This window comes from Sinobaca qinghaiensis (assembly GCF_003610495.1).
In the GTDB taxonomy this organism is placed as follows: domain Bacteria; phylum Bacillota; class Bacilli; order Bacillales; family Marinococcaceae; genus Sinobaca; species Sinobaca qinghaiensis.
In genome coordinates this window covers 362,915-376,466 of sequence record NZ_RAPK01000007.1, presented here as the reverse complement: position 1 = coordinate 376,466, position 13,552 = coordinate 362,915, and the positions used below count along the sequence as shown (strand labels likewise).

The following is a 13,552-nucleotide window of genomic DNA, read 5'->3' as shown; positions in this document are numbered from 1 at the left end:
ACCTGCCCCGGCAGGTGCTTTTTAATTTCTACGGGCTGTAACCTGGTAAAGACGCTGAGGCCTTCCCGGATCTCCGTAGCTTGAAAATACTTCTGCATAATTTATGCTGGCCAGATATTCCAGATAACGCCGGGCTGTAGGGCGGCTTACCCCTGCCAGGCCGGCAGCTTTTGCTGCAGAAACGCCCGCCTGCTCTTTATTAAGGGAATGTTTAATATGTTCAAGAGTGGCAGGATCGATTCCTTTAGGCAGCACTTCGTCCAGTCGGGAAGCCGTGTTTTTCTTCTGATGGATAAGCCGATCGATATCCTCCTGTTCAAGCTCTTCCTGCTGCTGAAGCATGGCATGATGGCTGGCATATTGCTTCAGCGTTTCCTGAAACCGCTGAAAATCTATCGGCTTTAAAATATAATCGTAAATACCTGATCGAATTGCTTCCTGTATCGTTTCAGTCTCGCGGGCAGCCGTAATCATAATAATATCAAGCTTCCCGTATAACTCCCGTATCTCACGAAGAAGGGAAAGGCCGTCCGCATCCGGAATATATACATCGAGAAGAACTAAGTCTGGAAGCGAGGGACAGCTTTTAAGAAAATCGATTGTTTCCCGTGCTGTTTTGGTTTTATTGATAACCTGGTACGAGGAACTATTATGAACCGCATCTTCGATGATGCCGGCAACTCTGAAGTCGTCTTCTACAATTAATACGCTTAGCGTGGTCAACGCCGATTCCTCCTTTTATTTAGGGATCACTGCAATAAAGCAGGCACCGCCGTATTCTCCCTCTTCTACATAGATTGTGCCGCCTGCCTCCTTTATCTGGATATGACAGAGGTGAAGTCCGATACCGCGGTCTTTTTCTTGTTTTGTCGTTATTCCTTTTTCAAATAAAGAATCTGTTACATCCTCAGAAATACCAGGACCATTATCTTCAACTTCTATAATAATATTGTTACCGGCATCATGAAAATGAATCCATACAGCTGGATCAGGCTGCCCTGCCAATGCGTCAAAGGCGTTCTCGATTAAATTACCGATAACGGTTAACAGCGTTCTGCGCTGTTGTTCGGACAGTAGAGAGGTTAAGCTGCTTTCCTCGTCAATATGCAGGGCTGTTTTTAATTCAGAAGCCTGATTGTACTTTCCGATTAAAAGTCCTGCCAGTGCCGGATCAGATACATTTTTAATGAAAAACTGCAGGCGGCTCTGCTGGATATTGGTTTCTTCTTGGATATACTGAACGGCGTCTTCTTTTTTTCCAAGCTGCAGCATTCCTGAAATAGTAAATAGCTTGTTGAAAAACTCATGTGACTGCGCTCTCAATGTATCTGCATACTGCAGCGTCTGGGATAGTTCCTTCGCCATTACATCCAGCTCGGACTTATGGTGAAAGGAAGCAACTGCTCCTACAGATTCTTTTTCATGTTTAATCGGAATAAGACTCAGTATTAAAGTCGTGTTATCAAATGGTATTTCCTGCTTCGACAAGCTTTCTCCGGAATAGTATACATCCTCTACCATGGAAGCAGGGATCAGGCCGACGAGATAATTTTCTTTTTCATCTTTATGGGAGTATTTTAAGGAAGCTGCAATAGTGGAAGCAGCATGGTTAATTAAAGTTGGCTCAAAGTGGCGGTCAAAAGCAATAATTCCCTCATAAGTAGTCTGCAGTATCGTTTCTTTTTGAAGATAAAGCTGTGAAATTTCTGCCGGTTCTAGGCCGAATAATTGTTTTTTTATATGATAGGCAATAAACACGGCACCTATAATACTGACGGTCAGCAGAAAAGCCAGAAGAAACATGATTTCTGTACGAAATGCGTTTATCGTATCATTTACTTCGTTTACAAGGAAACCAACAGACACAACTCCGATAATTGTGCCGTCTTCATCATAAACAGGTGCCTTACCGCGGATAGAAGGGCCAAGCGATCCTTCCTCCCGGCTTACATAGCTTTCGCCCCGAAGCAGAGCACGGTCATTGTCTGCTCCGATCATCTGCTCTCCTATACGGTCCGGATCCGGATGGGAGTAACGTATTTCTTCGGTATTGCCTACTACAATAAATTCAGCATCGGTCTGCTCGCGCATCGGGTCCACTATCGGCTGAATAACAGCTTCAGGATTTTCTCTGCCGAATGCTTCCTGTATATCAGGTATATTAGCTACTGTAATCGCAAGATTCAAAGCATTGTCACCTACATTTTTTTCCAGGGAATCGGAAAGCACTACGAACACAAAAAAGGCAGCTGTGCCAATGCTGATAACTAAAAGCACGCTCATTAATAAAATCATTTTATGCAGGAGCTTTAAGGGAAACTGCTTAAAAGAAGAAAACATATGTATCCATCCTATCCTGGGAATCTCCTTCTATTATATAGCCTTCCATAGTCAAAACTAAAGAAGCACCTGGAAAGAAAACACTCCTGGGGGAAGCGCATGAGATTTTCTTAAAGGTGGCTGATGGAAAAAGAAGGATTCAGGTCATGGCATGGACCTGCTATACTATAAAAAAAACGTTCTACTGGAGGGAATCATGAAAATAGGAATAATTGGACTAGGTAATATAGCGTTAAAAGCATATCTGCCCAGTATATCCCAAATGAAGCAGATAGATATTCACTTGTGCACCAGAAATGAACAAGTACTGCAGGACGTAATGGATCGTTTTCATATTAGTAATGGCCACACCTCTTTAGAAACTCTCGTAGAACAAAAGCTTGATGCAGCCTTTGTTCATTCATCCACCGACTCCCATGAGAAAATTATTGATTTTCTACTCGATCACAATATACATGTGTATGTAGATAAGCCGTTAACAAATAATGCAGAGGCCACCAACCGGTTGATTGATAAAGCAAATCGACTAGGTTTATTACTTATGGTTGGATTTAACAGGCGGTATGCTAAAGTCTACCAGAAGCTTAAAGAAGTAAAAGACCCTACTATGATTCTGATGCAGAAAAACCGAACCTTCCAATTGGATACTGTAAGAGAATTTGTGCTGGATGATTTTATCCATGTGATTGATACTGTTCTTTTTCTATTTCCGCACGATATTGAACACGTGCATGTTTCCGGTGAAGTGAAAGAAAACTGCCTGCATCACGCAGTGGTGCAGATAACAGGCGGAGGGAGTACAGCAATCGCTGTAATGAACAGAGTGAATGGAGCATCGGAGGAACGTGCGGAAGCGGCCGGAGCGGATGAAAAAAGAGTAGCGGAGAATGTTCGGGAGCTGTATATTTTAAAAGATAAACGAACAGAAAAGCAGGCAGAAGATGACTGGGAACCAACATTAACGAAGAGAGGATTTACACCTATGATTGAAGATTTCCTGTCTGCAGTTCGGAATGGTTCATCGCCTGCGGAAAACACAAATGACCAGGTCCGCCTTGTGCATGAACTGGCTGAAGATATTATTCAAAAATTAGAATTCAGTAAGTAATAATAGTTCCGATCTATTAAGATGAATCAACAAGCTCCCTTGCGGCAGCTTGTTTTTTTTATTCCTCTAATTCGTACATAAAAGCTATGGCACCGGGACCTGTGTGTGTGCTGATAACCGGTGTAGTGTCCTCAATGGGAATGGTAAGCCCGGGAGCAGTTTTTCTGATCGCCTCAGATGTTTTTAAAGCAAGCTCTTTTCCATCCGCGTGAGCAATGCCGGCTTTTTTAACGGTGCGTCCGGCAGTATCGGAAGCGAACTGTTCACTTAGAAAACGAATGACCTGAGAGGAACTTCTTACTTTTGTTACCGGCGCATATACACCATCTTCAAGAACAGCAATAGGTTTTATTTTAAGCAGAGTGCCGATCAGTCCGCGTCCTTTCCCAATCCGGCCGCCTTTTATTAAATTCTCCAGAGTATGCACTACGACAAACAGGTGGGTGTTCTTTTGAACCTGTTCCAATTTCGTAACTATTTCAGCCATGGATTTATCCTCGGCTGCCATCTCGCATGCTTCTTCCACTTGAAAAGACAGCGCTTTCGAAATGAACTTGGAATCTACTATAGTGACATCAGCTTCTGTCATCTCAGAAGCAGTATAGGCAGCATTAATCGTACCACTGAGTCCGCTTGAGGCATGTATCGATAAAACCTGGAAACCTTCTTTATGAATCTCATCGTATACCTTGGCAAAAGCACCCGGAGAAGGCTGGGAGGTTTTAGGTAATTCATTAGAAGCTTTCATTTTTTTTATGAATTCCTGTGGAGAAATATCTATTCTGTCCAAAAAGGTTTCTTCATCTATGGAAATAGAAAGCGGAACTACTTTTACTCCGTACTTTAGAATGTCTTCTTCACTCATATCAAGAGTTGAATCCGTTACGATTTTTATTTTTTTCATAAATAGACGCCTGCTTTCCTGTCATTTAATTAAAATCATGAAAGATCCCAGTATACCAACGTATACAAAGTGAATTAAACGTATCAAACAGGCGGGGAGAAGTCAATGTCAGAACTTTCTAGTATCGTCAACATTGACATTGATAATCATTATCAGTTATGGTGAGTGTATCCTGATAGTTGAAAGGAGAACGCTGCGATGGCTTCTATTCTACTTGTTTTTGCCAGCTTATCCGGAAATACAGAGGAAATAGCTGATATTATACAGAGTCAACTCAAGCCTCATGCAGATGTAACAAGAAGGCATATCGATATGGATGATATCGAAGCTGCAGAACTGGAAAGCTACGATGGTATATTATTTGGAACGTACACATGGGGAGATGGAGATCTGCCGTATGAACTGGAAGATTTCTATGATGATATGGAAGACATTGACCTGAAGGGGATACCGGCCGCCTGCTTTGGTTCCTGTGATTCCTCCTACCTGGAATATGGAGCAGCAGTAGATACAGTCAGCATGAAGCTTCAGAAAAAAGGAGCCGTGCTTGTGGAACCTAACTTAAAAATTGAGCTGGATCCGGAAGGTGAAGAAATAACCCGCTGCGAGGAATTTGCACAGCAGTTTTTAGTTAAGTGGAAAATACATCTTCAGAAGGCTTAATGAAAGCAGGCATTTGGGTATGAAGAAACCCAGCTGTCTGTTTTTTTGAATCATTATTTCAAAAAAACTCCTGCCGTGCTAAACTGCTTATGATATAAGCGAATCAAGACAAAAATATTACCATTAGGAGGATACGGAATGGATAAATCCAGCATGGATTTTTTATTAACATTGCTCAACACTCCATCTCCTTCCGGAAGCGAAGAAGATATCCAGCGGAAGTGGCTCAATTACACGAAGCCATTTGCCGACGAGCAGAGAGCGGATGGAGCGGGGAACGCTATTTCAATTATTAATCCAGAGGGCACATTAAAAATTATGCTCGCCGGCCATTGCGATGAGATTGGTTTTATGGTTAAAGAAATAGATGCAGAGGGCTATATACGAGTGGAAAAACTTGGCGGTATCAGTCATAAGCCTGCGCTTGGTATGAAGGTAGACATACTGGGGGAAAAAGAAGTTGTTACCGGGGTATTCGGGGTGAATGCCGAGCATCAGGGAGGGACCGGAGACGGCTTTTCTTTTTCCGATTTGTTCATTGACTGCGGAGCGTCTAATAGAGAAGAGGTCGCCGAAGTTATATCTATTGGTGATACAGCCGTTTACCATAGATCTCCGGAATTACTTTTTGGAAATAAAATAAGCGGCAGGGGTCTGGATAATCGTACAGGTGCATTTATCGCGGCAGAAACGATAAAACGTTTAAAACTGAAAACAATTCCGGCCAGCGTAGCAGCAGTCAGTACAGTGAATGAAGAAACCAATATGGGCGGTGCGTACTATGCAGGAGCTGCCATTCAGCCGGATCTGGCCATAGTAATTGATGTAACATTTGCTTACGATTATCCGGGTTCCAACCGGGGCGGTCAGCCGGAAGTGAAGCTGGGCGGAGGCCCAGTACTCGCTGTAGGTCCTCCGGTAAATAAAAAAGCCGGTCTTGGATTAAAAGAGACGGCAGAAAAGCAGGGTATAAATATACAATATGAACTAACCCCAAGACAAACAGGAACAGATGCAGACAAGATCCGCTATACGGGCAGCGGAATTACTACAGTTAATGTATCTCTTCCTCTCCGTTACATGCACTCTCCTGTTGAAACAGCAAGCCTCGAGGATATAGAGGACGTAATTACCCTGCTGGCGGCTTATATTGAAGGTCTGGGGGCTGATACATCTTTTCAGCCGCTGATATTGGATTGATATCTATACACGTGCGAAGATAAAGATAGTATAATAAACACCATCCTGAATAAAGAAAGGATACTTTAGTTTGATTTCATTAAAAACAAAAAGAGAAATACAGTTGATGGAAGATGCCGGTAAACTTCTGGCATCATGCCATAAAGAAATAGAGCAGCGCATAAAGCCGGGTGTTTCTACGAAAGAAATAAATGCGTTTGTGGAAACATATTTAAAAAAACATGGAGCAGTGCCTGAGCAGAAAGGATACATGGGATATAAGTACGCTACCTGTGCCAGCATAAATGATGAAATCTGCCACGGCTTTCCGAGAGCTTCTTTATTAAAAGAAGGGGATATTGTTACCGTGGATATGGTAGTCAATTTAAGGGGAGGGCTGGCAGATTCGGCCTGGACTTATAAAGCCGGCAGAGTATCCGATAAGACAGAAAAATTACTGAAAGTCACTAAACAATCCCTCGATTTAGGTATAGAGCAGGCGGTGGATGGGAATAGAATTGGTGACATCGGCCATGCGATCCAAAGCTATGCAGAAAAAGAAGGCTATTCCGTAGTCAGGGATTTTTCCGGTCACGGCATTGGACGTACTATTCACGAAGATCCACAAATTCCCCATTATGGAGAAGCCGGCAAAGGACAGCGGTTGAAAAAAGGGATGGCGGTAACTATAGAACCGATGATTAATGAAGGAAGCTGGCACAGCAGAATGGACAGCAACGGCTGGACAGCCCGTACAAAAGATGGGAAAAAATCGGCTCAGTATGAACATACGATCATCATTACAGAGGATGAGCCTATAATATTAACCCGGCAGTCATAAAATATTGTAGGAGGAATGCAGGATGAAACAAGTAAATGATTATATTCAATCCGTTTTTCAGCCAAATGATGATGAATTAACAGAGGTACTCAAATCGATCCGGGAAAACAATATGCCGGAAATTTCCGTGAGCCCTAATGTAGGAAAGATATTAACTATGCTGGTGAAAATATCCCGTTCCAAAAACATACTGGAAATCGGTGCCCTCGGAGGGTACAGCGGTATCTGCCTTGCCAGAGGATTTGGAAAAGAAGGACATTTAACCAGCCTGGAAGTAAATGAAGATTTTGCGCAGGTATCCAAGCAGAACCATATCCGCGCCGGATTTGAAGGCCAGACAACCATTATGGTCGGCGAGGCCCTTGATACATTAAAGCATCTAAGAGAAAGTGAAAATTCCTACGATTTTATTTTTATTGATGCGGATAAAAAGAATTATGTAAATTATCTCGATTATGCTGTAGAACTTGCCAATCCCCAGGCTTTAATTGTCGCAGATAACGTTCTGGCAGGAGATACCGTGTTCAATGCCGACCTGGAAGATAAGCGCTACACGGAAGCCATCCGGCAGTTTAATGAAAAAGTAGCATCACATCCTCAGCTGGAATCCACCCTTATACCAAGTGGAGACGGAATTACTGTATCCCGGGTTGTAAAAAACGAAAACCGGGAATAATACGGCCGGTGCAGATATGTGCCGGCAGCGGAAACGGCTGATCTAAGGCAGGTGAAAGAATGAAACATTTAAAAGGGAAAAAAGCAGTGATTGCCACCGTGCTGTCATTGCTGCTCCCCGGAATAGGGCAGATGTATTTAAAAAAATTCATCAGCGGAATCCTTTTTTTTATAATATATATTGCACTGTTCACAACCGTATATGCGCCTTCCATATTTGTGGCGGGAATTGCGGCTGTGCATGCCTATGCTTACGCACCGGATGAAAATAAAGCAGAAAAAAACAGCAGCGTTCAATGAACACTGCTGTTTTCTTATGCGTTGGACTGCTGCTTTACACGTAATTTTCTCGCACCATAAAAAGATACGAGCAAACCGGCAATACATAGTACAGCAATCAAAAGAGAGCCTTCTGCAACAGCAATGCCAAGGCTGGCAATGCTGAAAGTAGCAAGAAAGGCGAGGAAAAGAAATACCCATTTTACTGCAGTCATCGTAGTAAACACCACTTTTCGCTATTACTTTATTCTACTTAATAGTCTACAATGGAATAAGAGAATTTAAAAGCATGACAGATATTTTACCTTAATTAAGCAAAAAGTACTTCCAATCAAAAGGGAATGTGCTACAATTGATAGGTTAAGGAATGATAGTATCGGATAGGAGCGGTAAACGAATGGAATTACGTAATGATTTAAGAAATATTGCTATTATAGCTCACGTTGACCACGGAAAAACAACATTGGTAGACGAGCTGTTAAAACAGTCTGGAACGTATCGGGAAAATGAGCATGTCGATGAGCGTGCAATGGACAATAACGACATTGAAAAAGAACGCGGTATTACTATTCTTGCTAAAAACACGGCAGTAAAGTATAAAGACACCCGCATTAACATAATGGATACTCCAGGACACGCCGATTTTGGCGGAGAAGTTGAACGTATCCTTAAAATGGTGGATGGTGTACTTCTAGTAGTGGACGCATACGAAGGATGTATGCCGCAGACACGTTTTGTGCTTAAGAAAGCATTGGAACAAAAGCTTACTCCTCTTGTAGTAGTGAACAAAATTGACCGTCCTATGGCCCGTCCTGATGAGGTCGTGGATGAAGTACTTGATCTATTCATCGAGCTTGGCGCTGATGAAGAGCAGATCGAGTTTCCGGTAGTATTTGCTTCTGCAATTAATGGAACAGCAAGCATGGATTCAGAGAACCAGGATGGTAAAATGGATATCCTGTTTGATGTTATCCTTGATACTGTACCGGCACCTATTGATAACAGCAGCGAGCCGGCACAATTCCAGGTTACTATGCTTGATTATAATGATTACCTTGGACGTATCGGTATTGGAAGAGTATTCCGGGGAACCATTAAAAACGGAGATCAGGTTTCTTTAATTAAACTTGATGGTACAGTTAGAAGCTTTAGAATTACAAAGCTTTTCGGTTTTATGGGATTGAAGCGTATGGAAATCGATGTGGCAACAGCCGGTGACCTTATTGCTATTGCAGGTATTGAAGACATCATGGTCGGAGAAACAATCTGTCCGGCAGATCACCAGGATCCGCTTCCGGCACTTCGTATTGATGAACCTACTCTTCAAATGACTTTTCTTGTAAACAACAGTCCTTTTGCAGGCCGTGAAGGCGACTACGTTACAAGCAGAAAAATTGAAGAACGTCTGATGACACAGCTTGAAACGGATGTCAGCCTCCGCGTGGAACACACCGAATCGCCGGACGTATGGACAGTTTCAGGACGAGGCGAGCTTCATTTGAGTATTCTCATTGAAAACCTCCGCCGTGAAGGTTATGAAATTCAAGTATCCAAGCCCCAGGTTATTATTAAAGAAGTAGATGGTGTTGTATCTGAGCCGGTTGAACGGGTGCAGGTAGATGTACCGGAAGACTATACTGGTGCAGTAATGGAATCTCTTGGAGAAAGAAAAGGAGAAATGCGTGACATGGTTAACCGTGGAGACGGTCAGGTCCGCATGGAATTTTATGTTCCTTCCAGAGGCCTTATTGGTTATTCCACGGAATTTATGGCACAGACTAAAGGTTACGGTATTATTAACCACGTGTTTGACGGCTATCGTCCCCTTCACAGCGGACAGGTCGGCGGACGCCGCCAGGGTGTACTTGTTTCTATGGAAACAGGAAAATGTACTCCTTACGGCATGATGCAGGTAGAAGACCGCGGTACCCTTTTCCTTGAGCCGGGTACGGAAATATACGAAGGTATGATCGTCGGTGAGCACACGCGTGACAACGACTTAACTGTTAACATCACTAAGATGAAGCAGCAGACAAACGTTCGTTCCGCTAACAAAGACAACACGGTTACGATGAAGCGCCCAAGAATTCTGACGCTTGAAGAAGCATTGGAATATCTAAACGAGGACGAGTACTGTGAAGTAACACCAAAATCAATCCGCCTTCGTAAAAAGATTCTTGATAAGAGTGCCAGAGAGCGCGATGAGAAGCGGAGCAAAGTATCGAAATAAAGCACTACCTCAGCATAAACGGCATTTCATGAGGAGGGAAACGTAATGAACGGCGGATCAACCAACTCCGGAGATATTGCTGTCACGCAGGATCAGCTGTCATGGACGGCCGGTATGCTTGGCATCCATGAATATCCGATTACGGGCTTTTGGCTTTTGTATGCAGCTGTAGTAATTATGTGTATTCTTGTGTTCAACATGGGTTTTGCACGAAAGCTGCCTCTGCTCAAAAACGTTATCGTTTATAGTGCCCTTCTCATAGGTGCCCTTCCTTTAACTATCTTTGCTATTGGGATGGCGGTAGTGGAGTCTTTATTTGCAGCAGCAGTTGTGCTGGCCATATATCGTCTGCGGCTGAAACGCCATAAACAAGAGCAGAACCAGCAGCCATCTGCATAAAAAAGCTTTCCCTTTTGGGAAAGCTTTTTTTATTACAGCTTATACGGAGAAAAAAGAATGGATACAAAAAAACGCTCCCGGGGGAGCGCTTTTGACACAGCATGTTTTACCATCCATCATCCTGAGTAGGGTCCCGGTATAAATGAAAATTACCGGTCTCCGCTCTTTCTTCTGTACGTTTAGCAATTCGTGCCCGGCAGGTTTCGCACATATACGTATGAATCGGGCGGTTCCGCAGCTTCTTAGCCAGCGGATTTCCATCATCAAGATCATGAATGTCATCGCAGAGTACACATTTGACTTTCATATCTAAATCCTCCAGTAGGATGAGCAATTTTATCGAGATTGTTTCATTTATAGTATAACATGAAAGGTGGAAGGCTATCACTGATGAACTTCCAAAGAACGATTAGTGAACAGGAAATTAAAGGAGTTTCCACCTGAAATGTCGTATATGTAAAATAATAGGCATACGCATCGCCTGTTAAGGGAATTAAAAAATACATAAGGGGGTTATGGAATGGCAAACCGAATGGAAAAAAATCTCAACGATGAACTGCTGGCTCTTCTAAAAAAAGAACGGTACATTTCATTAACTACAGTAGATTATGAAACGAAGGCTCCAGATGTGAGAGTTCTCTCGTGGATATACGCACCGGATAGAGAAACACTTCGATTTACTATTGATAATCGGTCCAAAATGATGGAAAACATGAAGCACAATTCCGGAATCGTCATTACTGTTATAGGCAACGGATCTACGTATGCGATTGCCGGCGAAGTGAAAATACTCAAAGAAGAAATAGAAGATGTGCCTATTAAGCTGGCGCTGGCGGAACTCGATATTAAGGAAGTAAAGGATATTATGTTTTACGGAGCTAAGATGACGCTGGAGCCGCGCTACGAAAAAACATACGACGCGGAAGCGGCAGCAAAGCTGGATAATCAAGTGATGAAGGCCATGAAAACAGTCTGATCGTATACGGCCTCCTCCACAACCTATAGACATCATTCTATTCTTATAAGAATAGAACAGACTTTCACTTACTTCTGGGGGGAATAACGTTGAAAAAAATATACGTGCTCGATACTAATGTGCTTCTTCAGGACCCTCGTGCTATATACCAGTTTAAAGAAAACGATGTTGTGATTCCAGCGGTAGTGCTGGAAGAAATTGATTCAAAAAAGCGATACATGGATGAAATCGGCCGGAATGCCCGGGAGACTGCCAGAATTCTGGACAGCCTGAGAGCTGTAGGGAAGCTTCATGAAGGCGTGCCGCTTGATTCAGGCGGTTCTGTACGGGTAGAGCTGAACCATAAATCCTATCAGTATCTAAAAGACATGTTTATAGAGGTAACAAACGATAACCGTATTTTAGCAGTAGCCCATAATCTTCATACGCAGCAGCTTGAAGAAAAAACAGGAAAAAGCGTTATTATAGTAAGCAAAGATGGGCTGGTGCGTGTAAAAGCTGATGCTCTGGGCCTGCATGCTGAAGATTTCCTGAATGACCGCGTAACGGAATTTGATAATATGTACAGAGGCAAGCGGCATATCGCTGTGTCAAAAGATCTTATTGATACCTTCTATGCAGAGAATGCGCTTCCACTGGAACAATTAGAAGAAAAAGGGATGTACCCGCATGAATTTGTCGTGCTTCGGGACAGCGCAGGAGGATCTTCGTCTGCTCTTTGTAAGGTTAATACGGCAGCAACCCAATTAGTGCCTTTTACGAATGAACACGAGCACGCCTGGGGTATTAAGCCACGGAATGTGGAACAAAAAATGGCGCTCGAGCTTCTTTTACGAAACGATATTCCGCTCGTTACTCTTACCGGAAAAGCAGGAACAGGAAAAACGCTTCTAACGCTTGCCTGTGGACTTATGCTTACGGAAGACTACGGCAATTACAATAAGCTGCTGGTGGCAAGACCCGTTGTGCCAATGGGAAAAGATATAGGCTACCTTCCTGGTGAAAAAGATGAAAAACTGAGGCCGTGGATGCAGCCAATCTTCGATAACCTCGAGTATTTATTTAACGCTAAAAAGCCCGGCGAACTCGATCAAATTCTAGCCGGAATGGGTTCTATTGAAGTAGAAGCACTGACATACATTAGGGGCAGAAGTATTCCTGATCAGTTTATTATTATTGATGAAGCGCAGAATTTAACAAAACATGAAGTGAAAACTATCCTGACAAGAGTAGGGGAAGGAAGTAAAATTGTATTGATGGGGGATCCGAAACAAATTGATCACCCATATTTAGATGAATTAAATAACGGGCTTGCCTACGTGGTGGAAGTGTTCAAAGATCAATCGATCAGCGGCCACGTAAAGCTGGAAAAGGGAGAAAGATCCGGCCTTGCCCAGCTCGCAGCTGATCTATTGTAGCTAAACGATGCGGAATCCTGTCACGAAAGTGATGGGATTTTCTTTATTATCCCCGTTTCCATAATAAATATGAACAGGTCCGTCTTCTTTCAGGCTGGCCCCGTCTTTGGAAAATCCTGCAATAAAGTCTTTTGCCGTATCCAGATCTACAATAAGTTCTGATCCTTCAGAACGTTCTACAACTACTTTAGAGGCGTCTTCACCAGGTTCTGCATTTTCAATAAAAGAGTGAAAAGGAATGCCGAAGGTACCATTAATCAGCGTTTCTTTTTTGTTCCGGACCTCATTTGTTTTTGTTCGTTTTGGAATGCGGGCGCCTTCTGTCATTTCTCTATCCCAATGCTCAGAAGCAGCCCGTGTATATTCTTCAAGAGAAGTGTCTGCTTTTTTCTCCTGCTCAAACCAGGTGGTCAAATCAACTTTTCTGTCATCAAAAATCCAAACGGTAGGATCAATGGTAATCGTGTATTTGGTATTTCCATATATGAAAAGAATAAACTCCATAATGTGATTCCTCCTTGTATATGCAATAGTACTATA

General features: G+C 42.9%; 16 protein-coding genes. 10 read left to right on the top strand and 6 right to left on the bottom strand.

Annotation, left to right across the window (positions count from 1 at the left end):
- Window positions 1-21: 21 nt before the first annotated feature.
- Entirely contained in the window at window positions 22-723 is a 702-nt protein-coding gene (locus tag ATL39_RS05980) for a response regulator (protein ID WP_120192384.1), read from the bottom strand.
- A gap of 15 nt (window positions 724-738) precedes the next feature.
- On the bottom strand, window positions 739-2,340 hold the full coding sequence (locus tag ATL39_RS05975; RefSeq protein WP_120192383.1) for an ATP-binding protein: 1,602 nt from the start codon (window positions 2,338-2,340) through the stop codon (window positions 739-741).
- A gap of 196 nt (window positions 2,341-2,536) precedes the next feature.
- Here ATL39_RS05975 and ATL39_RS05970 point away from each other — a divergent pair, with 196 nt between their 5' ends.
- Window positions 2,537-3,448 (top strand): Gfo/Idh/MocA family protein, encoded by a 912-nt coding sequence (locus ATL39_RS05970; RefSeq protein ID WP_170146849.1) that lies wholly within the window; start codon window positions 2,537-2,539, stop codon window positions 3,446-3,448.
- Between the two features lie 58 nt (window positions 3,449-3,506).
- On the opposite strand, the gene ATL39_RS05965 is transcribed toward ATL39_RS05970, so the two are convergent.
- A complete protein-coding gene (locus tag ATL39_RS05965) occupies window positions 3,507-4,352 on the bottom strand; it encodes a DegV family protein (protein WP_120192381.1) in 846 nt (281 codons plus the stop codon).
- A gap of 198 nt (window positions 4,353-4,550) precedes the next feature.
- Here ATL39_RS05965 and ATL39_RS05960 point away from each other — a divergent pair, with 198 nt between their 5' ends.
- The 5 genes from ATL39_RS05960 (at window position 4,551) to ATL39_RS05940 (ending at window position 8,010) form a co-directional block, all read left to right on the top strand.
- A complete protein-coding gene (locus ATL39_RS05960) occupies window positions 4,551-5,015 on the top strand; it encodes a flavodoxin (protein WP_120192380.1) in 465 nt (154 codons plus the stop codon).
- A gap of 138 nt (window positions 5,016-5,153) precedes the next feature.
- Window positions 5,154-6,215, top strand: coding sequence for a zinc-binding metallopeptidase family protein (locus tag ATL39_RS05955; RefSeq protein ID WP_120192379.1), 1,062 nt, complete (start codon window positions 5,154-5,156; stop codon window positions 6,213-6,215).
- Window positions 6,216-6,285: 70 nt separating this feature from the next.
- Window positions 6,286-7,035, top strand: coding sequence for a type I methionyl aminopeptidase (gene map, locus ATL39_RS05950; protein WP_120192378.1), 750 nt, complete (start codon window positions 6,286-6,288; stop codon window positions 7,033-7,035).
- Between the two features lie 22 nt (window positions 7,036-7,057).
- Complete coding sequence (locus tag ATL39_RS05945) at window positions 7,058-7,711, top strand: O-methyltransferase (protein ID WP_120192377.1); 654 nt, start codon at window positions 7,058-7,060, stop codon at window positions 7,709-7,711.
- Window positions 7,712-7,770: 59 nt separating this feature from the next.
- Window positions 7,771-8,010 carry a hypothetical protein gene (locus tag ATL39_RS05940; protein WP_120192376.1) on the top strand — a complete coding sequence of 80 codons (240 nt, stop codon included), beginning with the start codon at window positions 7,771-7,773 and terminating at the stop codon, window positions 8,008-8,010.
- Window positions 8,011-8,024: 14 nt separating this feature from the next.
- Here the strand turns inward: ATL39_RS05940 and ATL39_RS05935 are convergent, their stop codons facing one another.
- Entirely contained in the window at window positions 8,025-8,204 is a 180-nt protein-coding gene (locus ATL39_RS05935; RefSeq protein WP_120192375.1) for a DUF5325 family protein, read from the bottom strand.
- 182 nt (window positions 8,205-8,386) lie between these two features.
- Here ATL39_RS05935 and typA point away from each other — a divergent pair, with 182 nt between their 5' ends.
- Both typA and ATL39_RS05925 read left to right on the top strand, forming a co-directional pair.
- Window positions 8,387-10,219: a translational GTPase TypA gene (gene typA, locus ATL39_RS05930; RefSeq protein ID WP_120192374.1), complete on the top strand. Its 1,833-nt coding sequence runs from the start codon at window positions 8,387-8,389 to the stop codon at window positions 10,217-10,219.
- Between the two features lie 45 nt (window positions 10,220-10,264).
- Window positions 10,265-10,618 carry a YlaH-like family protein gene (locus ATL39_RS05925; RefSeq protein WP_120192373.1) on the top strand — a complete coding sequence of 118 codons (354 nt, stop codon included), beginning with the start codon at window positions 10,265-10,267 and terminating at the stop codon, window positions 10,616-10,618.
- A gap of 106 nt (window positions 10,619-10,724) precedes the next feature.
- Here the strand turns inward: ATL39_RS05925 and ATL39_RS05920 are convergent, their stop codons facing one another.
- Window positions 10,725-10,925 (bottom strand): YlaI family protein, encoded by a 201-nt coding sequence (locus tag ATL39_RS05920; protein ID WP_120192372.1) that lies wholly within the window; start codon window positions 10,923-10,925, stop codon window positions 10,725-10,727.
- 213 nt (window positions 10,926-11,138) lie between these two features.
- Between ATL39_RS05920 and ATL39_RS05915 the strand changes: the two genes are divergently transcribed.
- Both ATL39_RS05915 and ATL39_RS05910 read left to right on the top strand, forming a co-directional pair.
- Window positions 11,139-11,594 (top strand): pyridoxamine 5'-phosphate oxidase family protein, encoded by a 456-nt coding sequence (locus ATL39_RS05915; RefSeq protein WP_120192371.1) that lies wholly within the window; start codon window positions 11,139-11,141, stop codon window positions 11,592-11,594.
- Between the two features lie 89 nt (window positions 11,595-11,683).
- Window positions 11,684-13,012, top strand: a complete 1,329-nt coding sequence (locus ATL39_RS05910) for a PhoH family protein (RefSeq protein ID WP_120192370.1) — start codon at window positions 11,684-11,686, stop codon at window positions 13,010-13,012.
- Here the strand turns inward: ATL39_RS05910 and ATL39_RS05905 are convergent, their stop codons facing one another.
- The gene (locus ATL39_RS05905; RefSeq protein WP_120192369.1) at window positions 13,013-13,516 is read right to left on the bottom strand and encodes a peptidyl-prolyl cis-trans isomerase; all 504 of its coding nucleotides are present in this window, start codon (window positions 13,514-13,516) and stop codon (window positions 13,013-13,015) included.
- Window positions 13,517-13,552 lie beyond the last annotated feature (36 nt).

What these genes read in the sequence shown, in the direction of transcription:
- ATL39_RS05905 (WP_120192369.1), bottom strand. Translation starts at nt 13,516, where the DNA reads ATGGAGTTTATTCTTTTCATATATGGAAATACCAAATACACGATTACC.
- ATL39_RS05935 (WP_120192375.1), bottom strand. Translation starts at nt 8,204, where the DNA reads ATGACTGCAGTAAAATGGGTATTTCTTTTCCTCGCCTTTCTTGCTACT.
- ATL39_RS05955 (WP_120192379.1), top strand. Translation starts at nt 5,154, where the DNA reads ATGGATAAATCCAGCATGGATTTTTTATTAACATTGCTCAACACTCCA.
- typA (WP_120192374.1), top strand. Translation starts at nt 8,387, where the DNA reads ATGGAATTACGTAATGATTTAAGAAATATTGCTATTATAGCTCACGTT.
- ATL39_RS05940 (WP_120192376.1), top strand. Translation starts at nt 7,771, where the DNA reads ATGAAACATTTAAAAGGGAAAAAAGCAGTGATTGCCACCGTGCTGTCA.
- ATL39_RS05960 (WP_120192380.1), top strand. Translation starts at nt 4,551, where the DNA reads ATGGCTTCTATTCTACTTGTTTTTGCCAGCTTATCCGGAAATACAGAG.
- ATL39_RS05915 (WP_120192371.1), top strand. Translation starts at nt 11,139, where the DNA reads ATGGCAAACCGAATGGAAAAAAATCTCAACGATGAACTGCTGGCTCTT.
- ATL39_RS05965 (WP_120192381.1), bottom strand. Translation starts at nt 4,352, where the DNA reads ATGAAAAAAATAAAAATCGTAACGGATTCAACTCTTGATATGAGTGAA.
- ATL39_RS05945 (WP_120192377.1), top strand. Translation starts at nt 7,058, where the DNA reads ATGAAACAAGTAAATGATTATATTCAATCCGTTTTTCAGCCAAATGAT.
- ATL39_RS05925 (WP_120192373.1), top strand. Translation starts at nt 10,265, where the DNA reads ATGAACGGCGGATCAACCAACTCCGGAGATATTGCTGTCACGCAGGAT.
- ATL39_RS05970 (WP_170146849.1), top strand. Translation starts at nt 2,537, where the DNA reads ATGAAAATAGGAATAATTGGACTAGGTAATATAGCGTTAAAAGCATAT.
- ATL39_RS05920 (WP_120192372.1), bottom strand. Translation starts at nt 10,925, where the DNA reads ATGAAAGTCAAATGTGTACTCTGCGATGACATTCATGATCTTGATGAT.
- ATL39_RS05975 (WP_120192383.1), bottom strand. Translation starts at nt 2,340, where the DNA reads ATGTTTTCTTCTTTTAAGCAGTTTCCCTTAAAGCTCCTGCATAAAATG.